The sequence below is a fragment of the Shimia thalassica genome (assembly GCF_001458215.1).
GTDB lineage: Bacteria > Pseudomonadota > Alphaproteobacteria > Rhodobacterales > Rhodobacteraceae > Shimia > Shimia thalassica.
This window is the reverse complement of record NZ_CYTW01000001.1, coordinates 1,454,447-1,475,009: the sequence shown is the minus strand read 5'-3', so window position 1 is coordinate 1,475,009 and position 20,563 is coordinate 1,454,447. Positions and strand designations below refer to the sequence as shown.

The window sequence follows — 20,563 nt, the reverse complement described above, 5'->3', positions numbered from 1 at the left end:
CAAGGGGGGCGATCGGGATCAATCGGCCGCAAGCTGGGCCAGAAGGTCCTTGTTCAGGCAATAGTCCGGCGCCGCATCTGCGTGGTCATGCGTGGCCTGCCAGCCTTTGCATTCGCCAACGCTTTTGCATTGGGTGCAGGTCATGACGGCGGTGCGATATTGGCGCGCCATTTCAGGGTGTTCCGAGATTTTCTCGGCCCAGTCTACGCCGACCTTGTCAGACATTTTGCCCATCAGATCCGAATGATCGTCCAGTTTTTTGAAGATACCCATGGTGTTGCCTCTCGGTGATGGCCCCTAGGCCTGTTGTTTCAAGTGGTCGAATAGGTCTGCGTGCATACAGCCGTCTGGCGCGGTTTGTGCGCCGTTGCCCTGATCGCCCAGCCAAGCCTCGCAATGGGCCACCAAGGCACAGCGCCGGCAGTTCGTGACCAGATCGGCATAGTCTTTCTTGGACAGGACGCCTTCGGCCATGGCGTCGCCAAGGGACACGCCCATCGAGCGGGCGACGCTGCGGGTTAACCAGAAATGCAGGGCGGGATCGCCCAAAGGTGCGGTATGGCTCATTCTTCAAGCTCCTCCAGAGCGGTTTTGAGCGCTTCGAAACGGGTGTGATTGCGACAGGCCTCGGGGACGTCGGCGGCCGCGTCGTGGTCCTGACGGCCCAACCAGCGTTCGCAGCCTGCGGACCAGTCACAGTGGCGACATTCCTGCACCATATCGGCCCAGTCGCTCTGGGTCAGTTTGGCCTTGTGCATCGCCTTGACCAGATCCGTTTCCGTGGCGCGCGCCATGCGTTGGATCAGCCAGAAATGTGCATTCTGATCTCCAAGGGGCTTCATTCTGCCGCTCCTTGCAGGGCTGTCAGCAAATCATGGTTGCGACAGTAATGCGGCGCCTGTTCCGGTGCCGAGGGGGCCGTTGCCAACCAGCTTTCACAGGCTTCGGGCTGGGGGCATTGGGTACAGCGCAGCACGGCATCCGCGATGTCGTCAAAGGCAAACTGTCCGGAAATGGCGGCGTCCTGAAGATCAACACCCAGCCGCGTCGCGGTCCGATCCAAAAGATCGACGTGATGTTTGAGAACTGCAGTATCTGGCATATGGACCTCCGGTCTGGCGTTAAAACCGACCGTATCATGCCGTGATTTCTGCTCCTTTGACCTGCATCAACCCTGCGATTGCTGCGCGTCATCCTGCCGAGGGGGGCAGTTCTTCCAAATAGGCGCGCACGCAATCCTGCACGCGGCGGAACCGGTCTCCGCCCAGTTTAACGCCGCCGTACCAACGGGTTACAACGATAACGTGATCCTGCAGGCCTTCGCGTTCCAGCATGCGCACGATCACCATGCCTGCGCCGCTTTCGCCATCATCGCCTTTCAGGGGTGTCCCGTTGGACAACTGCGCCGCCCAGGTGTTGTGGGTGGCCTTGGCGAATTTGCGGTCGCGTTTGAGCTGTTTCAGAAAGGCGTCGATGTCTTTGCGGTTTGTCACGGGGCCACCGGACACGGCATATTTCGACCCGCGGTCAGTGACCACATTCAAGAGTTGCAGCATCGCTTACATCTTGGCTGCGGTTTGGCGCACGGTCTGGATGCGTTGGTTGTTGGGCGGATGGGTGCCAAGGAACACATTGCCCGGATCAGGGATGCGTGTGAAATACTGGGCGCCGCGAACTGGATCATACCCGGACTTTTTGGTGATCACCGTTCCGAGGCGATCAGCCTCAAGTTCATAGTTTTTCGAATAGGCGCGTGATCCGACCAAAGCCCCTGCATCCATCGCGGCATCCAGTGTTGCGGCATTGGCACCGGCAAGCCCCGCCAGCACGCCCACAATCAATGCACCCGCCGCGGCATCGGCCTGTTGACGGTTCAGGTGCCCCGCGATGTGGTGCGCGGCCTCGTGCCCCATCACAAAGGCCAGTTCGTGATCGTTCTGCACGTCGGAGATCAGCGCCGCAGTGAAGGTGATCTGGGGGCGTCCGTTTGAATCAACCGATTGATAGGCGTTTGCCGGAACATCGCGACGTTGATCGACGGAGATGCGAAAATCACAATTCGCGCCGCTGGTACGGGCACGGCATTCGCTTTCTGCAATCGGTTCCATCCGGCGTTTGATGGGGCCAAGCCGTTTGGTGGCCTGATCCACGCTAAGCCGTGACACGGTTGATTTCGTGGTTGTCGGCGCAGGCTTGGGGGCCGTGTCCGTCGGTGTGTCACAGGCGGCAACAACAGAAAAAGCGGCAACAAGAGCAATCCAGCGCATCAAACAAGTCCATATCAACTGCTTACATATTCAAACTTATGACGATGTGCCCAGGGTTTCCAGTGCATTGTGCTTGCCATTGTCAAACAAGCCGTTACGCTGGAGACATGTTCAGTATCGAGCACGAATTTGACGCCACAGTGGTCACCCTCGTTGACGAGGGCTCTGTAAATTTGATGGAAGACATCACCATCAATATGTTTGAGGACGTGATCACGGTAGAACAGCTGGACCCTCGCACAGACACGGTTCAGAAAATCTCGTTTTCCCTGCACCAGATACAGGAACTGGCCGCTGCGCTGGACCTGCCTGAAGGGGTTTACAAGCTGCAACAGGACGGCAAGACCGGCTAGGACGACACCAGAAAGGTCTTGTCCCGCGCAGTTTGCCCCCGGATCAGAACAAGACGGGATTTCGCAAGACCCATCTGTTTGGCCAGCACTTTTTGAACTGCGGCGTTGGCCTTGCCCCCTTCCGGAACCGTGGTGACATAGACGCGAATCTGACCGTCTTCGACTTTGACTGCATTGCGCGAGGCCTTGGGCGTGACGCGCACCGTGATTTCCGCGCCTTCAACGGCAAGACGGGACAGGTTTTCAGACATGGGCAGGTTCCGGCTCCGGGGTAAGACAGGTTTAGATCATTCGGGCGGCGGTGAAAATGGCTCGCATTTGGTGTCACCTTGGGCAAAGGTATGCGCGAAAAGCGCAGGATAAGGATCACACGCACATGGCAACCGGTTTCTTTTGGGATGAGTCCTGTTTTTGGCATTCAGGCGGCAACTATGCACTGACTTTGCCGGTGGGTGAATTTGTGCAACCTCTGGCGGCCGGTGGCCTGCCCGAAAGCCCCGAGACCAAGCGGCGGCTCAAAAACCTGTTAGATGTGAGTGGCTTGTCCAAAGAGCTTCACCTGAGCAGTGCGGCCCCTGCCACCCGCGAAGATCTGGAGCGCGTGCACCCGGCCGCGTATCTGACGCAGTTCAAGAACATGTCCGATGCTGGTGGCGGTGAGCTGGGCCTGCGCACCCCTTTTGGCAAAGGCGGCTATGAAGCGGCGGCCCTTTCGGCGGGATTGGCCAAAGAGGCTGTTCTGAGTGTTTTGCGGGGCACGCTGGAAAACGCCTATGCGCTGTCGCGTCCGCCGGGGCATCATTGCCTGCCGGATTGGCCAAACGGGTTTTGTCTGATGGCGAATATCGCCATCGCGATCGAGGCCGCCAAGGCCGAAGGGTTGGCACCGCGTGTGGCCGTCATCGATTGGGACGTCCACCATGGTAATGGCACCGAAGCCATTTTTCTGGACCGTGACGATGTGCTGACAATCTCGCTTCATCAGGCGCGCAACTATCCTCTGGACACAGGCGGTATTGAGGAGCGCGGCTCTGGTGACGGGTTGGGGTACAACATCAACGTTCCCCTGTCCCCCGGCGCGGGTCACAACAGCTATCTTCTGGCGATGGAGCGGATCGTGCTGCCCGCGCTGGACCGGTATCGCCCCGATTTGATCATTGTCGCCAGCGGCTATGACGCCTCGGCGTTTGATCCCCTTTCGCGCACGATGGCAACGATGGAGACCTTTCGTGACATGACCCGTCAGGTGATGGGCGCCGCCGACACATGGTGTGACGGGCGCTTGGTCATGGTTCACGAGGGCGGCTATTCCGAGGTCTATGTGCCGTTTTGTGGCCATGCCGTGATGGAGGAATTGTCCGGCAGTGATATCCACGTGCCCGACCCGATGGCAGAGACGCTGGCGATCCGGCAACCGGACGCGCGGTTTGACGCGTTTGTGGCGGAACAGATCGAAGAACTGGCCGATATCTTTGCAAAACCGCCAGAAAGCGGTTGAATCCTGCACCAATCCTGACGACATACCTTGCGACCAAGAAACGGAAACGCACAATGCCCCACCCCAATCCGCAGGCGCTGGAGTTTCTCCTGTCGCGCCGTTCCCGCCCCGCCAAGACCCTAACGGCGCCGGTGCCGTCCCGCGCGCAGCTTGAGCCCCTTTTGACAGCGGCCCTGCGCACACCGGATCATGGCAAGCTCGAACCATGGCGTCTTGTGGTTCTGGACAAGGCGGCCCTGAATGCGCTTGGGGATCCGGTCGAAGCGCGCGGTATCGCCCTTGGGCTGAATGCCGAGCAGATCGCCAAGGGCCGTCACCAGTTCGATACGGGGAACCTTGCTGTTGTGGTGATCGAAGCCCCGGTTATTTCGGAAAAAGTGCCCGAGGTTGAGCAAACCTATTCCGCCGGAGCCGTCTGTCTTGCGTTGTTGAACGCGGCGTTGGCGTCCGGATGGGGGGCAAACTGGTTGTCCGGCTGGGCAAGCCACGACCGCCCCTTTGTCGAGACGTCTCTGGGGCTGGCCCCGCATGAACGTGTGGCGGGCATCATCCATATCGGCACCGAAAAAGCCACGCCGCCCGAACGTCCGCGTCCCGATCTGGAAAGGAAAGTCACATGGGTTTCCAACTAGTCTTTACGGCGTTTTTCAAGTCTTTGGGACAGCTGGGAGACCGGCGGTTCCGCAAGGTGTTTTTTACCGGCATTGGTCTGGCGCTTGCGCTGTTGATCGGGGCCAGTATCGGGCTGGTCTGGCTTCTGGACTTTTTCCTTGGTGATGAAGTGAATTTGCCATGGGTCGGAGCGGTCACGTGGATCGACGACATGCTGAGCTGGTCTTTGGTGGTGGTTGTGCCCGTGGCGTCGATCTTTTTGATGGTGCCTGTGGCGTCTGCCATGACCGGCCTGTTTCTGGATCAGGTCGCAGATGCGGTCGAGGACCGGCACTATACCAACCTGCCGCCGGTTGAGGACCTGCCCCTGTCCGAGTCGCTCAAGGATACTTTTGCGTTTCTCGGGGTCATGATCGGCGCAAACATTCTTGCGCTGGTGCTTTATGTTATTTTCTCGCCGCTGGCCCTGTTCATCTTCTGGGCGCTGAACGGGTTTCTTCTGGGGCGTGAATATTTTCAGATGGCGGCCATGCGCCGTGTGGGGCGGGACGGCGCCAAAGAGCTACGCCGCCGTCACATGGGCACGATATGGCTTGGCGGGACGCTGATGGCGATCCCTTTGTCCATACCGTTGGTCAACCTGCTGATCCCGATTATGGGCGCGGCTGTTTTCACTCACCTGTTTCATCTGACACAGGGAGAGGGGACATCACGTTATTGAAATCAAAATCGCGCACCGTGATGACACCGGTTGTGATGATCCAGAACAGCACTACCCAAATCACACCTGCCACCAGCGTGGTCAGTTTGGCCTTGAGTTTAAGGTTGTGATGTTCGGGCGCTCCGGCATGGGTGCCCGGTACAACCTCGCCCACGTCACCTTGGGTTTGCAGGCGGATCGGAATCGCCATCAGGAAAGTCAGAAACCAGAGAACCGCGTAAAGAACGATACCAGAGGTGAGAGCCATGGGGGCAGATCCCTTTCAGGGGTAAGTGGGTACGGGCGAGCATATAACCCGCCCGTGTCCAAATTCAAACAGGCTTAGACCTGCTCGAGTTCAACCAGACAACCGTTGAAATCTTTCGGGTGCAGGAACAGAACGGGTTTTCCGTGAGCGCCGATTTTAGGCTCGCCCGAGCCCAGAACGCGCGCGCCGGTGGATTTCAGGTGATCGCGTGCCGCAATGATGTCATCGACTTCGTAACAGACATGGTGGATGCCGCCCGAAGGGTTCTTTTCGAGGAAGCCGTTGATGGGGCTGTCGTCACCCAGCGGGTAGAGCAGTTCGATCTTGGTGTTTGGCAATTCGATAAACACCACAGTCACACCGTGATCGGGTTCGTCTTGCGGGTCGCCGACTTTGGCCCCCAACGCGTTGCGGTATTGCGCCGAGGCCGCTTCCAGATCCGGTACGGCAATGGCGACGTGGTTCAGACGTCCGATCATGTCGATATTCCTTTCAGGTTTCTTTAGCTTGCACGTCTTATGGTCAAGCCGCGCGCCCGTTGCAAGCGACAGGGGGTCGCGCGCCGCAACGTTTGCCGGTGGTTTGCTTAACCATGCATTTACCATCCCTGCCCTAGCTTGTGAGTCGTCCAAACCGCTGCCTGAAGGAGTTTTCTGATGGATGACCTGCCCCTGATTTCCGCCTATTCACATCCCACCGCGCGCCGTCCAATGCTGGGACTGACCGTCCTTGTGGTCGAGGACAGCCGGTTTGCCTGTGATGCCCTGCGGTTGATGTGTCTGCGCAGCGGGGCCCGTATCCGGCGCGCGGATTGCCTTGCCTCTGCGCGACGTCATTTGCAGGTCTATCGCCCGTCGGTTGCCATTGTGGATATGGGGCTGCCGGATGGATCGGGCGCCGATCTGATCGAAGAGATGAGCCGCAGCGTGCCGCGGATTGATGTTGTGCTGGCCACATCGGGTGACAGCTTTGTCGAGGATCAGGCGCTTGCCGCCGGGGCGGACGGGTTCCTGTCAAAACCTCTTGGTAGTCTTGCCATTTTTCAGGAGGCCATTCTGTCAAGGTTGCCGGCAGATCAACGCCCCGCCGGTCCGCGCAGCCTGTCGAAAGACAAGGTAACCCCCGACCCTGTCGCCTATCGCGACGATCTGTGTCACGCCGCAGAGACGCTGCGCGAAGATGGCACGCTGGATTATGTGGCCAAGTTCCTGTCGGGCCTTGCCCTTAGTGCACATGATCTGGCCCTGCAACGGGCGGCCGATACGGTGTCGCGGGGGCGCGCCGAAGGCAAGTTGCTGAATGCCGATGTGTCGAGATTGCGTCAGCTGGTCGAGGCCCGCCTTGCGCAGGAACCCGCGCTGTAGGATCAGCCGAGATCAGGATCGTCCGTAGCCCGCACCAGACGCGTAAGATCGCTCAGGCTTTCTTTCTGGCGCCCGTCCTGGTCAAAATTGGTCGGATTGAGCCAGACATCAAAGGCCTCTGACAAGGCGGGCCATTCGCTATCAATGACCGAAAACCAAGCCGTGTCGCGATTGCGTTGCTTGACCACCGTGTGCTGGCGGTGGACGCCTTCGAAGCTCATCCCGAGCCTTTGCGCGGCGCGGCGCGAGGGTCGGTTCAGGGCATCACATTTCCATTCGTACCGGCGATACCCCAGTGAAAAGGCGTGCCGCATCATCAAAACCATCGCTTCGGTTGCTGCGCGGGTGCCCTGAAGTTGTGGTGACAGGTTGATATGCCCCACCTCGATCGAGCCCGAACCGTGGTTGATGCGCAAAAAGCTGGCCACGCCGCCCCATGCGCCCGTATCCTTGTCCTGAATGGCATAAAAAATCGGATCCGCGCGTCCTGTGATGTTTTTCATCCAGCGGTGATAGGCCGCTGCCGAATGAAAAGGCCCATAAGGCAGATAGTCCCAAACACTGTCGCTGACCTGATAGGTTGGAAACAAAAGCGCGGCGTGGATATCGGCCTGCAAAGGTTCCAGTCTGGCGTATTCCCCTTCGAGCACATCGCCGGTTGGCACGGCGGGAGGTGTCCAATCAGTGACGCCTGCTCCGAGAGGTCTTGGGTCTTGCATGGTTCGGCTCCGTTAGGTCCGCCCACCTTGCACCAAGTATGCCGACCTGCCAAGCCCCTGAGATCAAAGCAGCATATTTGGATCGTCGCCCAGTTCTATGCCCGGGAAGATGTGGTTTTCCAACCGCGCCCTGTCCAGACCGAAACTGCTACGAATGGCCCAGGCCGCATAGCGGCGTACGTCATCCAGCGGCATGAGGTCCCGCCGGTCATAGAGATCGGCCTCGGCCAAGCCCGGCCATTGCCCGAAAACCTGTCCGCCACGCAAGGCACCGCCAGCCATAATCATCACGCCGCCGGTTCCGTGATCGGTGCCCTTGGTGCCGTTTTCGCGCACGGTGCGTCCGAACTCGGTCATGGCGACCACGGTCGTGCGCGCCCAGACCGACTGACCGCACCCTTCTTTCAGGCGCAACAATACGTCGGCAAGGTTCGACAAAGGCCCTTTGATCCGCGCCGTCTGGTTGGCGTGGGTGTCCCATCCGCCCAGTGAAAACGACACAATCCGCGTGTCCGCAACCAGCTGTGCCGCCGCAAAATCTGCAATCCGCAAATGGCTTTTGCGGGCGTTTTGCGGCTTCATGTTGGATTGCATCATCGCCATCATGTCATCATCCGAGCCATCGGGCACAACCCCGTCCCCGTCGGAATCCGCCAGCACCAAGGCCTGCGCCATGGCTTCGGCCAATGCGGGGTCTGTTTTCATGGTCAGTTCCAGAAGGCGCACGCCCTGCGCGCTCATGGTGACGTCCACATCCGGTGACCAGCTTGAGACCGGGGCTGCGCCTTGTGCCAAGAGCATGTTTTCGGAGCCGATTGAAAATGCCGTATCCGCCCTGACGCCGGGAATGTCCTGCAACATCCGGTTCAACCAGCCGTCCTTGATCCCGTCTTTCAGGGTTGGAATGCCCGCTTCGAGCAGATCCTGCCCGTCAAAGTGGCTGCGTTTTTCGCGGTAAGGCTGCGAGACCGCGTGGGCGAAGCCAAGTTCGCCCGCTTGCCACAGGGGCATCAAGGGGGCCAAAGCGGGATTCATGCCGTAAAAGCCGTTCAGATCATGGGCGCCGTTGTGGTCTTTTGCAAGACGCGGGCGCGCCAGAGCAAATTCAGGATCGCCCCAAGGCCGCACGGCATCAAGACCATCCAGCCCCCCGCGCAGAATGATGACGACAAGCCGGTTGTCCCAAGGCCCCGCCGCAAAACTCACAGGGGTCAACAGAGGGCTGGCAGCGGCGGAACATCCGATGGCCGCAGTCCGTGCGAGGAAGCTTCTTCTGGTCAGGTTTTGAGCCATATCTCTCTCCTTAGCGTCGCTGGAATGTCGGAGACATTAGGACAACGGCAACACCTTCGCGGCGGTTTTCGGCAGCGCCTGCGGCAAACGTAATGTCCGCCGGTGCATCGGCACCAAGCGCGTTGACAACGAATTCCCGCGGGTCAGGTTCAACGCCCAACAGGGCACCGGGTGCAAACATCGCCCATTGCAGACGCGCCGCCATGCCCTGTGGTGAAATCCAGACGCCGTCTTCTTCGGGCCATCCGTCCGGCCCGAGGGGTTCATTCCACGGCTGCCCCATTTTCTGCAACGGTGCCGTCACGAGACGCCGCATGTCGCGGGCATTCAATCCGGCAAAGGTTTCTGCCGGAACCGCCAGCGCGCGCAGCGACGAAATGATGAAATCCTGCGGGGGTTTCATGTTCGCAAGGGGGGCATCCCAAGCCTGAGGCGCCTCCAGAAGGGTCGCGTAGAGGGCGGAAAGATCACCATCCGTGTCCAGATACGCAGCGGTCAGCCGATCAACCAAGGACGGATCAGGATCGTCAGACACAAAATGCATCACCAGTTTTGACGAGATATGCCGGGCCGTTACGGGGTGGCGGGCCAGATCGCGCAGAACCGCAAGAATGTCCTTGAGCCGGCCTTTTTCCTGTCCATAGACCTTGCCCAAAACGGTTTCGGGTCCCGGTTCTGTCTTGCCCCGCGCAAAATGAAAGCCTTTGTCCTGCCGGTAATCGAGACCGGTGAACAACTCGGCCAACTCGCGCACATCCGTTTGCGAATAGGGTCCATCCACGCCAAGCGTATGCAATTCAAGCACTTCGCGGGCGAGGTTCTCGTTTAGACCGCGCCCCTTGCCACGCTTTTCTGCCAGCAAACTGTTTGGTCCGACGGATTGCCGTTGATCAAGATACAACAGCATCATGGGATGGGTCACGACCGCGATCAGCATATCCTCGAACCGGCCGGAAAGGTTTGGCCGGATGGCGTCTTCCGAGTAGGTATCCACCAGAGCCTTGTAGAACGAATTCTTGCCCACAACCGTGAAATGGTCGCTCCAGAAAGCGGCCAGACGTTCACGAAAGGCTGTGGCGCTGTGCGTGCGTCTGAGAATGGACTGGGCCATAAACTCGCGCCGGTACACATAAAACTCGCGGCGCAACTCTTGCGATGTTTCCGTGATTTCAAAGCTTTCTTCTTCGGTCTTGGCCTTTCGCAACGCGCGCGCCAGTTCGACCTGCTGGGTCAGCTTGCCAGAAAAAAACTGCATGCTTTCAACAGGAAAGGCATCGGCCATTTTATCCGGTCCAGACACGCCGGACAGCATTTCTGCCACGCTGGAGGGGGGGCTTATCTCAGGAGACAAGCCATAGCCAAAACGGATTTCCGCGCGGATCGGGTCAAAAGCCATCTTTATCAAGTCCGATTAGAATAAATTGCTGGCATCGTAGGGTAAAGATAACCCATTGCTTTGCGATTGCAGCATCCAAGTGGAAAAAAAGCCGTGAACCGGCAAAAAGCTGCACAAAAAAGGGGCCGCCCAGACAGGCCGCCCCGATTTCTTAATACTCTGGCGCGAGATCCTAGTCTTGCGGGATCACGCGCAGGCCAAGTTCCATCAACTGATCGGTTGCTGGCTCGCTTGGTGCGTTCATCATCAGGTCTTCTGCACGCTGGCTCATCGGGAACATCACGACTTCGCGCAGGTTTTGCTGGTTGGCCAAAAGCATGACGATCCGGTCAACACCCGCAGCACATCCACCGTGCGGAGGCGCGCCGAATTTGAACGCATTGACCATGCCGCCGAACCGCTTGCGCACTTCGTCTTCTCCGTAGCCAGCCAGTTCAAAGGCCTTGAACATGATTTCGGGCTGGTGGTTCCGGATCGCGCCCGACACCAGTTCGTACCCGTTACAGGCCAGATCATACTGCCAGCCACGCACGGCCAGAGGATCGCCGTTCAACGCGTCCATGCCGCCTTGGGGCATCGAGAACGGGTTGTGGTCAAAGTCCAGCTTGCCGGTTTCTTCGTCTTTTTCGAAGATCGGGAAATCAACGATCCACGCGAAGGCAAACCGGTCCTGATCAACCAGACCCAGTTCTTCGCCAATCACGGCACGTGCACGGCCCGCGACGGGTTCGAACGCCTTTGGCTTGCCACCAAGGAAGAAGGCCGCGTCGCCAACGTCGAGGCCCAGTTGCTGACGGATCGCTTCGGTGCGCTCGGGGCCGATGTTTTTGGCCAGAGGACCAGCGGCTTCCATGCCACCTTCGACTTCGCCTGATTTCAGCTTGGCCTGGGCTTCTTTGACAGTGATGCCAAGTTCCTGCGCCACGGCGTCAGCAGTTTTCTCGCGCCAGAAGATATAGCCCATACCGGGCAGGCCTTCTTGTTGGGCGAATTTGTTCATGCGGTCACAGAATTTGCGCGACCCGCCTGTCGGGGCGGGAATGGCGCGGATCTGTGTGCCTTCCTGCTCGAGCAGTTTGGCAAAGATCGCGAAACCGGAGCCTGCGAAATGTTCGGAAACAACCTGCATTTTGATCGGATTACGCAGATCGGGTTTGTCGGTGCCATACCAGAGCGCCGAGTCCGCATAGGAAATCTGTTCCCAAACCTGATCCACCTTGCGGCCGCCGCCAAACTCTTCAAACACGCCTTGCAGCACTGGCTGGATGGTGTCGAAGATATCCTGTTGGGTGACAAAGCTCATTTCCATGTCGAGCTGGTAGAAGTCCGTCGGCGAGCGGTCTGCACGCGGGTCTTCATCGCGGAAACACGGCGCGATCTGGAAATATTTGTCGAAACCGGCAACCATCATCAGCTGTTTGAACTGCTGCGGGGCCTGTGGCAGCGCATAGAACTTGCCCGGATGCAGACGCGATGGCACGAGGAAGTCGCGCGCGCCTTCGGGCGACGACGCCGTGATGATCGGGGTTTGATATTCGCGGAAATCCAGATCCCACATGCGTTTGCGCATCGACATCACCACGTCCGAACGCAGTTTCATGTTTTCCTGCATCACTTCGCGGCGCAGATCGAGGAAACGATATTTCAGACGTGTGTCCTCGGGGTATTCCTGATCACCAAAGACCATCAGGGGCAGTTCGTCAGCAGCGCCAAGAACCTCGAGATCACGCACAAAAACCTCGACTTCGCCGGTCGGTATTTTCGGGTTCACAAGGTCTTCGTCACGGGCTTTGACGGTGCCGTCGATGCGGATACACCATTCGGACCGGACCTTCTCCATCTGGGTAAAGACGGGGCTGTCGGGGTCACAAAGCACCTGCGTCATGCCGTAGTGGTCGCGCAAGTCGATGAACAGGATACCGCCGTGATCGCGGACACGGTGGACCCAGCCCGACAGGCGGACGGTATCACCCACGTTGGATTTGTTCAGTTCTGCGCAAGTGTGGCTGCGAAAAGCGTGCATGGTCGCTCCCTCATGAGGGTGAAGTGTGAAGTCGCGCCGATACACCTTTTGTAGCGGCCAAAGTCAAGGGAACAGCGGCGTTATTCGCCTAAAAATGCCAATCAACGGGACCGGAACAGAATTCCGGGCCCATGGCGCGCGAAAAAATAACGGCGACTGGTGAGTCGCCTGTCCTTGCTGAAACACAAGTCTGACACCTTTGTTCATCACAAGGTTCCCCGTAACGTCAGAGGGCATCTACGGTATTTCTGCACATTAAGACTATCGGTGATGCTATGGTCGATTAGCCCCAGTGCAACAGTTAGGTTAGAGTCATTTGCAGCTATTTTGGCGGGAGGTTTGCCGTTTAACTTCCGAGATCATTTCCATATCTGAAGAATACAGGTCTTCCAAAGTTGGACGAAGTGCTTCGAAATTTTTCTTGTTATAGCTCGAGATCTGATTTGCAGGAACATCGCAAAGGTCGCCCAATATATCGGCTCGTTCCCGAGATTCATTGACCTTGTTTTGGAAAAACTTCGACAGAGACGGAAACTCTTCTTCAATGACGTTCGTCAGGTCGTTCATATCAATAGGAAGAGTGTATTCGATCTCTAAGAGATGCGATTTCTGCGGCCATACATGAGGATCCAACTCCTCAAAAGGCGTTTTAAGATACGTAACGAAATCACGGAACGTTGCAGTGTGGGGATCTTTCCCGGTCTGAGCCTTAAAGCTGTAAAAAATATCTCCGTTCCCCGACTTGTCCAAAAACTTATTCTGAAAAACCGAAACCGCTCGTTCAAAAGGATCACGGTAAACAAAAACCGAGTGATCCCATTGTTTAAGATGTTGGGGCGCACGGAAGGCCCTCATCTTTTCAATTTCTGAACCTTCTTGTTGACGAGATCTTTCGAGCATCAGAAGCTTGAAAGCAGAGCACGCGTTCTTTCGAATGTAGGTGTAAACAATGATTTTGCCTTCCTCGTTTGGAAGCAGGTAGTTCATTTTGTTCCGCTTGAATTCACCATCTTTGAAGACAGGACGGTATTGCATTTTCACTCTTTTTCTCTCCAGCTATAGCGACCCGATTTGTCCAAATATGTATTTTGGGAAAATCTCTTCTCAACTTTTAGTTGTGCTTATCATCAAACCATTCGTCAATGGACTTTCTGCCTTCAAAACGAATACACAATTCAAGTTTTGCACTTTTCACAATTGCAATGCTGCGGGAATTTCGCCGCGCAGGGCGTTGCTCAGAACTAGGGTTTTGGCAGCCTTTAGATCGTTCTGCGTCAAGACCGCTTCTTGCCAGAGACCTGCGTTGATCCTGCTTTGACGATACACGCCGGGCAGGCATCCACAGGCAAGCGCGGGCGTCAGCGTTTCCCCGTCTGGCGTGACAATGGCGACGTTGGTGATCGTGCCTTCGCACACTTCATCTCGTTCGTTCAGGAAGAGCCATTCCTGAATGTCGCTGGGCAATTCCGCGCGCGCTGTATCGTACAGGGCGCGCTGTGTGGATTTGTGCCCTAAAAAGGCATCCGTGGAGGACAGGGCTTGCCGGTGGATGCGGACCGTCCAGGTTTTTTCGGACATCGCAGGCATTTCCGCCAGCGTCAGGTCCACCATGCCGTCTTTGTCGAGAGTCAGCCGGCATCTTTGGGGCGTGGTGCTGTTGATGGCATCAATACGGGCGAGCACCCTGCCCTTGTCAAAGGCAAACCCGAAAGCACGAGCCGACGTCTCGAGCCGTGCCAGATGCAGGTCCAGCCGTGCAATCGCGTCTCCGGGCACATAGCCGAAAGTTTCAATCAGACGCGTTCCATCTGGAACTGGGTGGCGAAACGGGCTTTCCATAGGGCCTCCTCGTATTCGGACGACGCGGTGCTGTCCCAGACAACGCCGCCTCCCACATTCAAAACCGCCTGATCGCCGTCGACAAGCAGCGTCCGGATCGCGACGTTGAATTCGCTGCGCCCGTCCGGTGCCGCCCAGCCAATAGTGCCACAGTATATCTCGCGCGGGGCAACCTCGAGGTCGTCGATGATCTCCATTGCGCGCAGTTTCGGCGCGCCGGTAATCGAGCCACAGGGATAAAGTGCCCGAAGGATATCGCCCAAGCCGACGTCCGGCAGCAGTTTTGCCGCAACCCGCGACACCATCTGGTGCACGGTGGCATAGGTTTCGACTTTGAACAGTTCCGGAACATGAACGCTGCCCGGTTGGGCAACACGGCTGATGTCGTTGCGCAGAAGATCCACAATCATGAGGTTCTCCGCGCGGTTCTTCTCATCCTGGGACAGCCACGTTTTGCGACGCGCGTCTTCGGCCGGGTCCTCTGCGCGGGGCTGGGTGCCTTTCATCGGGCGGGTTTCAATGGTGCCGTCAGATGATGTGCGAAAGAACAATTCCGGAGACCGGCTCAGGATTGTGGGCAACCCGTCCTGTGCGACCAGTGCGCCGTGGCCCACGGGCTGTCGTGCTGCCAAGGCCGCATAGAGTGCCTCGGCATCGCCATGCAGGTGCGCATCAATCGGGAAGGTCAAGTTGGCCTGATAGATATCGCCCGACCCTATATAGGCCCGCACCTGATCAAACGCCTTTTGATAGCGGTCCTCGCTCCACCGCGGCGTGAAACCGGACAGTCCGGCAGGTTGGGTTGGCAGGGGCGCGGCGTTTGTCGGGGCATCAAAAACGCCAAAGCAGATCAACGGCAGCTTTCGATCCTCTGGCATGCGCGGCAACAAACGCTCTTCGAGGGCATAGCCCAATTCGTAGCTGGCATAGCCCGCCAGCCATTTGCCTTCGGCGCGCGCGGCGTCCATTTCGGCAAAAACCCGCGTCACGTCCTCTGATGTGTTCGCCACAATCAGCCGTTCGGGTTCGGCAAAAACTGCCGCCCGAGCCTCTGGTCCGTGATCAAACCGAATCTTCACTTTTGCGCCCCATGCGTTAGGTTGAAGCCGATATAGCCTCGGGAGCGCAAAAGAACAGGCTGGAAAGCGGCAGTTTGCAGCATTTTCCCGATCCCTCTTGCACCTTGCCCCGCGATGTCTATAACCCACGACAATTTGCGTATTCGGGCGACTCCTGCCACTCTGTTGTCGCCCCAACATCCGAGGTCTGCCATGCCCAAAAGAACCGACATCTCCTCGATCATGATCATCGGGGCCGGCCCCATTGTGATTGGTCAAGCTTGCGAATTCGACTATTCAGGTGCCCAAGCCTGTAAAGCACTTCGCGAAGAAGGGTATCGCGTTGTTCTGGTAAACTCGAACCCCGCGACCATTATGACCGATCCCGGGCTGGCCGATGCCACCTATATCGAGCCGATCACCCCAGAGGTTGTTGCCAAGATCATCGAAAAAGAGCGCCCCGATGCGCTTTTGCCGACGATGGGCGGTCAAACCGGATTGAACACCTCTCTGGCTCTGGAAGAGATGGGCGTTCTTGAAGAATTCGGCGTCGAGCTGATTGGTGCCACACGCGACGCGATTGAAATGGCAGAGGATCGCAAACTGTTCCGCGAAGCGATGGACCGTCTGGGCATCGAAAACCCGCGCGCATCGATCGTAACGGCCCCCAAGAAGGAAAACGGCGAAGACGACCTCGAAGAAGGTGTGCGCCTTGCCCTCGAAGAGCTGGAAGACATCGGCCTGCCTGCCATCATCCGCCCTGCCTTTACCATGGGCGGCACCGGCGGCGGCGTTGCGTATAACCGCGAAGATTATATCCACTTCTGCCGGACAGGGATGGACGCCAGCCCCGTAAACCAGATTCTCGTCGATGAAAGCCTGCTGGGCTGGAAAGAGTACGAGATGGAAGTTGTGCGCGACAAAGCGGACAATGCCATCATTGTCTGCTCGATTGAAAACGTCGACCCGATGGGCGTACACACGGGTGACTCGATCACTGTGGCCCCTGCCCTGACGCTGACCGACAAAGAATACCAGATCATGCGCAACGACTCGATTGCGGTTCTGCGCGAGATCGGCGTCGAAACCGGCGGTTCGAACGTGCAATGGGCCGTGAACCCTGCGGACGGTCGTATGGTTGTGATCGAAATGAACCCGCGTGTGTCACGTTCGTCCGCACTGGCGTCGAAAGCGACCGGTTTCCCGATTGCCAAGATCGCGGCGAAACTGGCCGTGGGTTACACGCTGGACGAATTGGACAACGACATCACCAAGGTGACACCGGCCTCGTTCGAGCCGACCATCGACTATGTCGTGACCAAGATCCCCAAGTTCGCCTTTGAAAAGTTCCCGGGCTCGGAACCCTATCTGACAACCGCGATGAAGTCGGTTGGCGAAGCGATGGCGATTGGCCGGACCATTCACGAGTCGCTGCAAAAGGCGCTGGCGTCGATGGAATCGGGTCTGACCGGATTTGACGAGGTGGACATTCCCGGCGCGCCGGACAAAGCGGCCGTGATCAAGGCCATCAGCCAGACCACTCCGGACCGCATGCGCACCATTGCGCAGGCCATGCGTCATGGTTTGACCAACGACGAAATCCACAACGTCACTATGTTTGACCCGTGGTTCCTGTCGCGTATCCGCGAAATCGTGGACGCCGAGGAAGACATCCGGGCCAACGGCCTTCCAAGCGATGAAAAGCAGCTGCGCAAGCTCAAGATGATGGGCTTCTCCGATGCACGTCTTGCGACCCTCACTGGTTACAGCGAGCGCGACATCCGCAACAAACGCGTGAACGCCGGCGTCACAGCCGTGTTCAAACGCATCGACACCTGTGCGGCGGAATTCGAAGCGCAAACCCCCTATATGTATTCGACCTATGAAGCGCCGATGATGGGCGACGTCGAATGCGAGGCCCGCCCCAGCGACCGCAAAAAGGTCGTTATTCTGGGCGGCGGTCCAAACCGGATCGGCCAGGGGATCGAGTTCGACTATTGCTGCTGTCACGCCTGTTATGCGCTGACCGACGCGGGATACGAGACCATCATGGTCAACTGTAACCCCGAAACCGTGTCGACCGACTATGACACCTCGGATCGCCTGTATTTCGAGCCGCTGACTTTTGAACACGTGATGGAAATCCTGCGCGTCGAGCAGGAAAACGGCACGCTGCACGGTGTGATCGTTCAGTTCGGCGGCCAGACCCCGCTGAAGCTGGCCAATGCGCTGGAAGCAGAAGGCATTCCGATCCTTGGCACCACGCCAGACGCGATTGACCTTGCCGAAGACCGCGAGCGTTTTCAGGCGCTTGTCAACGAGTTGAACCTGAAGCAGCCATTGAACGGCATCGCGTCCACAGATGCGCAAGCCCTTGATATTGCAAGCGACATCGGGTTCCCTCTGGTGATCCGCCCGTCTTATGTTCTGGGCGGTCGGGCGATGGAAATCGTGCGCGACATGGCCCAGCTTGAACGCTATATCGCCGAAGCGGTTGTTGTCTCCGGCGACAGCCCCGTGTTGCTGGACAGCTATCTGTCCGGCGCGGTCGAGCTGGATGTGGACGCCCTGTGTGATGGTGAAAACGTGCATATCGCAGGCATCATGCAGCACATCGAAGAAGCCGGTGTGCACTCGGGTGACTCGGCCTGTTCGTTGCCCCCCTATTCGCTTGACGCTGAAGTGATCGACCGGATCAAGGACCAGACCGTTGCCTTGGCAAAGGCCTTGCATGTTGTTGGTTTGATGAACGTCCAGTTCGCGATCAAGGATGACGAAATCTATCTCATCGAAGTGAACCCGCGCGCGTCACGGACCGTACCGTTTGTGGCAAAAGCAACCGACAGCGCCATCGCGTCGATTGCGGCACGCCTGATGGCGGGCGAGCCCTTGTCGAACTTCCCTCTGCGCCCCCCCTACGAGGAAGGCGCAGACATTTCGACACCGCAACCCATCGCAGACCAGATGACTTTGGCAGACCCGGACATGCCGTGGTTCTCAGTCAAGGAAGCCGTCATGCCCTTTAACCGCTTCCCGGGCGTGGACACGATTTTGGGTCCGGAAATGCGCTCGACTGGCGAAGTCATGGGCTGGGACCGCTCGTTCGCGCGCGCCTTCCTCAAAGCACAGCTTGGCGCAGGGATGATCCTGCCAACCGAGGGCAAGGCCTTCATCTCGATCAAGGACGAAGACAAAACATCTGAAATGGTGGAGAGCGCTCAAATCCTGACCGACATGGGGTTTGGTATCGTTGCGACAGCCGGCACCCAAGGGTGGCTTAGCGAACAGGGCGTCACCTGCGAGCGGGTCAACAAAGTGTACGAAGGTCGCCCGAACATCGTCGATATGCTCAAAAACGGGGATATTTCTTTGGTGATGAACACCACAGAAGGCGCGCAGGCCGTCAACGACAGCCGCGAAATCCGCTCGGTCACGCTGATGGACAAAATCCCCTACTTCACCACTGCCGCGGCCAGCCACGCCGCCGCCCGCGCCATGAAGGCCCGTGAAGAAGGCGATATCGAGGTGCGCAGCCTGCAAGGCTAACGCCCCCTCACCCATTGAAAAAGGCGCGAAGGATATCTCCTTTGCGCCTTTTTTGTTTCTTGTTGGACACGTTCCAGAACGAACACGGGCCGCATGCGTTGACTTGAACACCTTTCCGCGACCACGCTTGGAAAAAACAATACCGAGCAGTCCAAAAGGAAAATCAATATGCGTTGTCTTCTTGCCTTGTCCGCCCTTCTCGCCCTGAGCGCCTGTGGCGGCATTCCCCTGATCCCGCTGATCTAGCCCCCGTTCTTATTATCTTTTGAACCAGGGCAGCAACGAGGCCTCCCGAGCTGTGGCCCAATGGGCCACAGACGAGATATCCTGCGCGCGCCGCAGGCGCGCACATTCTGGTTCCGCGGTCAGACTTTTTGTTGCGTGTACTGGCGCAGTTCTTTGCGCGCGACCTGACGCCGGTGCACCGCATCGGGTCCATCTGCCAAACGCAATGTCCGCACCTGTGTCCATGCTATTGCCAAAGGTGTGTCCTGTGACACGCCTGTGCCGCCATGCATCTGCACCGCTTCGTCGATCACTTTAAGCGCAACATTCGGGGCCACGACCTTGATCTGGCTGATCCACGGCGCCGCAGCGCGCGCATCGCCCTGATCCATCATCCACGCGGTTTTCAGACACAACAGGCGGGCCTGTTCGATCTCCATCCGGCAGTTGGCAATGATGTCATAGTTCGCACCAAGATGGGCCAGCGGCTTGCCAAAAGCTTCACGATCCAGCGCCCGTTTGCACATCTGCTCCAAGGCGGATTCAGCCTGCCCGATCGCCCGCATACAGTGGTGAATACGTCCAGGTCCAAGGCGGCCCTGTGCGATTTCAAACCCGCGTCCTTCGCCCAGCAGAATGCTGTCAGCGGGCACGCGCACATCTGTAAAGCGAATGTGCATATGTCCGTGTGGCGCATCATCATGTCCATAGACCAGCATCGGACGCAGCACTTCGATTCCGGGCGTATCTGCGGGCACAACAATCATCGATTGGCGTTTGTGCACCGGCAGGTCTTCGTCTCCGGTTTTCACCATAACGATATAGACTTTACAGCGCGGATCCCCTGCCCCCGACGACCAGTATTTTTCGCCGTTCAGCACATAGTCGTCCCCGTCACGCACACAAGACATCGCGATATTGGTTGCGTCCGAACTCGCCACATCCGGTTCCGTCATCAGGTAGGCCGAGCGGATCACACCATCCAGAAGAGGCGCAAGCCACTGTTCTTTCATCGACTCTGTGCCATAGCGTTCGAAGACTTCCATGTTGCCCGTATCCGGCGCCGCACAGTTAAAGACTTCGGCCCCCAAAGGCGTTTTACCCATCTCTTCTGCAAAATAGGCATATTCCACAGTGGTCAGGCCGAACCCCTTATCGCTGTCCGTCAGCCAGAAGTTCCACAGCCCGCGCTCCTTGGCCTTGGCCTTGAGACCTTCCAGAATCTCTGCCTGACGCGCGGTATAGGTCCAGCGATCCCCCGTGCCGACCTCTTTGTGGTACTCGTCTTCCAAGGGCATCACTTCGTTGCGGATCAGGTCTTTGACCTTTTCCAGCAGTTCAACCATCTCGGGTCTCATTCCCAAATTCATCGTTCTTCTCCCAGAAAACTCCTCTTGAGACC

23 protein-coding genes are annotated in these 20,563 nt (G+C 57.9%); 6 read left to right on the top strand and 17 right to left on the bottom strand.

Annotated elements, in window-relative coordinates; genetic code table 11:
- Nucleotides 1-18: 18 nt before the first annotated feature.
- The 6 genes from PH7735_RS06585 to PH7735_RS06560 form a co-directional block, all read right to left on the bottom strand.
- Nucleotides 19-273, bottom strand: a complete 255-nt coding sequence (locus PH7735_RS06585; protein ID WP_058310479.1) for a DUF6455 family protein — start codon at nt 271-273, stop codon at nt 19-21.
- Nucleotides 274-297: 24 nt separating this feature from the next.
- Complete coding sequence (locus tag PH7735_RS06580; RefSeq protein ID WP_058310478.1) at nt 298-567, bottom strand: DUF6455 family protein; 270 nt, start codon at nt 565-567, stop codon at nt 298-300.
- On the bottom strand, nt 564-842 hold the full coding sequence (locus tag PH7735_RS06575; protein WP_058310477.1) for a DUF6455 family protein: 279 nt from the start codon (nt 840-842) through the stop codon (nt 564-566). The genes PH7735_RS06580 and PH7735_RS06575 overlap by 4 nt, the downstream gene beginning before the upstream one ends.
- Nucleotides 839-1,102 carry a DUF6455 family protein gene (locus PH7735_RS06570; RefSeq protein ID WP_058310476.1) on the bottom strand — a complete coding sequence of 88 codons (264 nt, stop codon included), beginning with the start codon at nt 1,100-1,102 and terminating at the stop codon, nt 839-841. Before PH7735_RS06570 ends, PH7735_RS06575 begins: the two co-directional genes overlap by 4 nt.
- An 88-nt stretch (nt 1,103-1,190) precedes the next feature.
- Complete coding sequence (locus tag PH7735_RS06565) at nt 1,191-1,556, bottom strand: YigZ family protein (protein WP_058310475.1); 366 nt, start codon at nt 1,554-1,556, stop codon at nt 1,191-1,193.
- A 3-nt stretch (nt 1,557-1,559) separates the two neighbouring features.
- On the bottom strand, nt 1,560-2,267 hold the full coding sequence (locus tag PH7735_RS06560) for a M48 family metalloprotease (RefSeq protein ID WP_058310474.1): 708 nt from the start codon (nt 2,265-2,267) through the stop codon (nt 1,560-1,562).
- A 107-nt stretch (nt 2,268-2,374) separates the two neighbouring features.
- Between PH7735_RS06560 and PH7735_RS06555 the strand changes: the two genes are divergently transcribed.
- On the top strand, nt 2,375-2,620 hold the full coding sequence (locus tag PH7735_RS06555) for a DUF8831 family protein (protein WP_058310473.1): 246 nt from the start codon (nt 2,375-2,377) through the stop codon (nt 2,618-2,620).
- On the opposite strand, the gene PH7735_RS06550 is transcribed toward PH7735_RS06555, so the two are convergent.
- Nucleotides 2,617-2,871, bottom strand: coding sequence for a DUF167 domain-containing protein (locus PH7735_RS06550; protein WP_058310472.1), 255 nt, complete (start codon nt 2,869-2,871; stop codon nt 2,617-2,619). The genes PH7735_RS06555 and PH7735_RS06550 overlap by 4 nt on opposite strands.
- A 125-nt stretch (nt 2,872-2,996) precedes the next feature.
- On the opposite strand from PH7735_RS06550, the gene PH7735_RS06545 reads away from it, so the two are divergent.
- The 3 genes from PH7735_RS06545 to PH7735_RS06535 are packed head-to-tail and all read left to right on the top strand — an operon-like array spanning nt 2,997 to nt 5,451.
- Nucleotides 2,997-4,118, top strand: coding sequence for a histone deacetylase-like amidohydrolase (locus tag PH7735_RS06545; RefSeq protein WP_058310471.1), 1,122 nt, complete (start codon nt 2,997-2,999; stop codon nt 4,116-4,118).
- A 53-nt stretch (nt 4,119-4,171) separates the two neighbouring features.
- Entirely contained in the window at nt 4,172-4,750 is a 579-nt protein-coding gene (locus tag PH7735_RS06540; protein ID WP_058310470.1) for a nitroreductase family protein, read from the top strand.
- Nucleotides 4,735-5,451 (top strand): EI24 domain-containing protein, encoded by a 717-nt coding sequence (locus PH7735_RS06535; protein ID WP_058310469.1) that lies wholly within the window; start codon nt 4,735-4,737, stop codon nt 5,449-5,451. The genes PH7735_RS06540 and PH7735_RS06535 overlap by 16 nt, the downstream gene beginning before the upstream one ends.
- Here the strand turns inward: PH7735_RS06535 and PH7735_RS06530 are convergent.
- The gene (locus PH7735_RS06530) at nt 5,402-5,698 is read right to left on the bottom strand and encodes a DUF1467 family protein (RefSeq protein ID WP_058310468.1); all 297 of its coding nucleotides are present in this window, start codon (nt 5,696-5,698) and stop codon (nt 5,402-5,404) included. The two genes, PH7735_RS06535 and PH7735_RS06530, sit on opposite strands and share 50 nt — an antisense overlap.
- Nucleotides 5,699-5,772: 74 nt before the next feature.
- The gene (mce, locus tag PH7735_RS06525; RefSeq protein WP_058311175.1) at nt 5,773-6,177 is read right to left on the bottom strand and encodes a methylmalonyl-CoA epimerase; all 405 of its coding nucleotides are present in this window, start codon (nt 6,175-6,177) and stop codon (nt 5,773-5,775) included.
- A gap of 177 nt (nt 6,178-6,354) precedes the next feature.
- Between mce and PH7735_RS06520 the strand changes: the two genes are divergently transcribed.
- Complete coding sequence (locus PH7735_RS06520) at nt 6,355-7,062, top strand: response regulator (RefSeq protein ID WP_058310467.1); 708 nt, start codon at nt 6,355-6,357, stop codon at nt 7,060-7,062.
- Nucleotides 7,063-7,064: 2 nt separating this feature from the next.
- Here PH7735_RS06520 and PH7735_RS06515 read toward each other — a convergent pair whose 3' ends face one another.
- From PH7735_RS06515 to PH7735_RS06485, 7 genes are all read right to left on the bottom strand, one after another.
- Nucleotides 7,065-7,781 carry a GNAT family N-acetyltransferase gene (locus tag PH7735_RS06515; protein WP_058310466.1) on the bottom strand — a complete coding sequence of 239 codons (717 nt, stop codon included), beginning with the start codon at nt 7,779-7,781 and terminating at the stop codon, nt 7,065-7,067.
- 63 nt (nt 7,782-7,844) lie between these two features.
- Nucleotides 7,845-9,074 carry a DUF1501 domain-containing protein gene (locus PH7735_RS06510; protein ID WP_058310465.1) on the bottom strand — a complete coding sequence of 410 codons (1,230 nt, stop codon included), beginning with the start codon at nt 9,072-9,074 and terminating at the stop codon, nt 7,845-7,847.
- A gap of 10 nt (nt 9,075-9,084) precedes the next feature.
- Nucleotides 9,085-10,470, bottom strand: coding sequence for a DUF1800 domain-containing protein (locus PH7735_RS06505; protein WP_058310464.1), 1,386 nt, complete (start codon nt 10,468-10,470; stop codon nt 9,085-9,087).
- Between the two features lie 172 nt (nt 10,471-10,642).
- Nucleotides 10,643-12,493 carry an aspartate--tRNA ligase gene (aspS, locus tag PH7735_RS06500; protein ID WP_058310463.1) on the bottom strand — a complete coding sequence of 617 codons (1,851 nt, stop codon included), beginning with the start codon at nt 12,491-12,493 and terminating at the stop codon, nt 10,643-10,645.
- Between the two features lie 312 nt (nt 12,494-12,805).
- On the bottom strand, nt 12,806-13,528 hold the full coding sequence (locus PH7735_RS06495; RefSeq protein ID WP_058310462.1) for a sulfotransferase family 2 domain-containing protein: 723 nt from the start codon (nt 13,526-13,528) through the stop codon (nt 12,806-12,808).
- A gap of 156 nt (nt 13,529-13,684) precedes the next feature.
- Entirely contained in the window at nt 13,685-14,332 is a 648-nt protein-coding gene (locus PH7735_RS06490; RefSeq protein WP_058310461.1) for an aminotransferase class IV family protein, read from the bottom strand.
- The gene (locus tag PH7735_RS06485) at nt 14,287-15,411 is read right to left on the bottom strand and encodes an aminodeoxychorismate synthase component I (RefSeq protein WP_058310460.1); all 1,125 of its coding nucleotides are present in this window, start codon (nt 15,409-15,411) and stop codon (nt 14,287-14,289) included. The genes PH7735_RS06490 and PH7735_RS06485 overlap by 46 nt, the downstream gene beginning before the upstream one ends.
- Before the next feature lie 192 nt (nt 15,412-15,603).
- On the opposite strand from PH7735_RS06485, the gene carB reads away from it, so the two are divergent.
- Nucleotides 15,604-18,936, top strand: a complete 3,333-nt coding sequence (gene carB, locus PH7735_RS06475) for a carbamoyl-phosphate synthase large subunit (RefSeq protein ID WP_058310458.1) — start codon at nt 15,604-15,606, stop codon at nt 18,934-18,936.
- Between the two features lie 365 nt (nt 18,937-19,301).
- Here the strand turns inward: carB and PH7735_RS06470 are convergent, their stop codons facing one another.
- Nucleotides 19,302-20,531, bottom strand: coding sequence for an acyl-CoA dehydrogenase family protein (locus PH7735_RS06470; RefSeq protein WP_058310457.1), 1,230 nt, complete (start codon nt 20,529-20,531; stop codon nt 19,302-19,304).
- Between the last annotated feature and the right edge of the window lie 32 nt (nt 20,532-20,563).

Coding starts and splice junctions, on each gene's coding strand:
- PH7735_RS06585 (WP_058310479.1), bottom strand. CDS start 273: ATGGGTATCTTCAAAAAACTGGACGATCATTCGGATCTGATGGGCAAA.
- PH7735_RS06580 (WP_058310478.1), bottom strand. CDS start 567: ATGAGCCATACCGCACCTTTGGGCGATCCCGCCCTGCATTTCTGGTTA.
- PH7735_RS06575 (WP_058310477.1), bottom strand. CDS start 842: ATGAAGCCCCTTGGAGATCAGAATGCACATTTCTGGCTGATCCAACGC.
- PH7735_RS06570 (WP_058310476.1), bottom strand. CDS start 1,102: ATGCCAGATACTGCAGTTCTCAAACATCACGTCGATCTTTTGGATCGG.
- PH7735_RS06565 (WP_058310475.1), bottom strand. CDS start 1,556: ATGCTGCAACTCTTGAATGTGGTCACTGACCGCGGGTCGAAATATGCC.
- PH7735_RS06560 (WP_058310474.1), bottom strand. CDS start 2,267: ATGCGCTGGATTGCTCTTGTTGCCGCTTTTTCTGTTGTTGCCGCCTGT.
- PH7735_RS06555 (WP_058310473.1), top strand. CDS start 2,375: ATGTTCAGTATCGAGCACGAATTTGACGCCACAGTGGTCACCCTCGTT.
- PH7735_RS06550 (WP_058310472.1), bottom strand. CDS start 2,871: ATGTCTGAAAACCTGTCCCGTCTTGCCGTTGAAGGCGCGGAAATCACG.
- PH7735_RS06545 (WP_058310471.1), top strand. CDS start 2,997: ATGGCAACCGGTTTCTTTTGGGATGAGTCCTGTTTTTGGCATTCAGGC.
- PH7735_RS06540 (WP_058310470.1), top strand. CDS start 4,172: ATGCCCCACCCCAATCCGCAGGCGCTGGAGTTTCTCCTGTCGCGCCGT.
- PH7735_RS06535 (WP_058310469.1), top strand. CDS start 4,735: ATGGGTTTCCAACTAGTCTTTACGGCGTTTTTCAAGTCTTTGGGACAG.
- PH7735_RS06530 (WP_058310468.1), bottom strand. CDS start 5,698: ATGGCTCTCACCTCTGGTATCGTTCTTTACGCGGTTCTCTGGTTTCTG.
- mce (WP_058311175.1), bottom strand. CDS start 6,177: ATGATCGGACGTCTGAACCACGTCGCCATTGCCGTACCGGATCTGGAA.
- PH7735_RS06520 (WP_058310467.1), top strand. CDS start 6,355: ATGGATGACCTGCCCCTGATTTCCGCCTATTCACATCCCACCGCGCGC.
- PH7735_RS06515 (WP_058310466.1), bottom strand. CDS start 7,781: ATGCAAGACCCAAGACCTCTCGGAGCAGGCGTCACTGATTGGACACCT.
- PH7735_RS06510 (WP_058310465.1), bottom strand. CDS start 9,074: ATGGCTCAAAACCTGACCAGAAGAAGCTTCCTCGCACGGACTGCGGCC.
- PH7735_RS06505 (WP_058310464.1), bottom strand. CDS start 10,470: ATGGCTTTTGACCCGATCCGCGCGGAAATCCGTTTTGGCTATGGCTTG.
- aspS (WP_058310463.1), bottom strand. CDS start 12,493: ATGCACGCTTTTCGCAGCCACACTTGCGCAGAACTGAACAAATCCAAC.
- PH7735_RS06495 (WP_058310462.1), bottom strand. CDS start 13,528: ATGCAATACCGTCCTGTCTTCAAAGATGGTGAATTCAAGCGGAACAAA.
- PH7735_RS06490 (WP_058310461.1), bottom strand. CDS start 14,332: ATGGAAAGCCCGTTTCGCCACCCAGTTCCAGATGGAACGCGTCTGATT.
- carB (WP_058310458.1), top strand. CDS start 15,604: ATGCCCAAAAGAACCGACATCTCCTCGATCATGATCATCGGGGCCGGC.
- PH7735_RS06470 (WP_058310457.1), bottom strand. CDS start 20,531: ATGAATTTGGGAATGAGACCCGAGATGGTTGAACTGCTGGAAAAGGTC.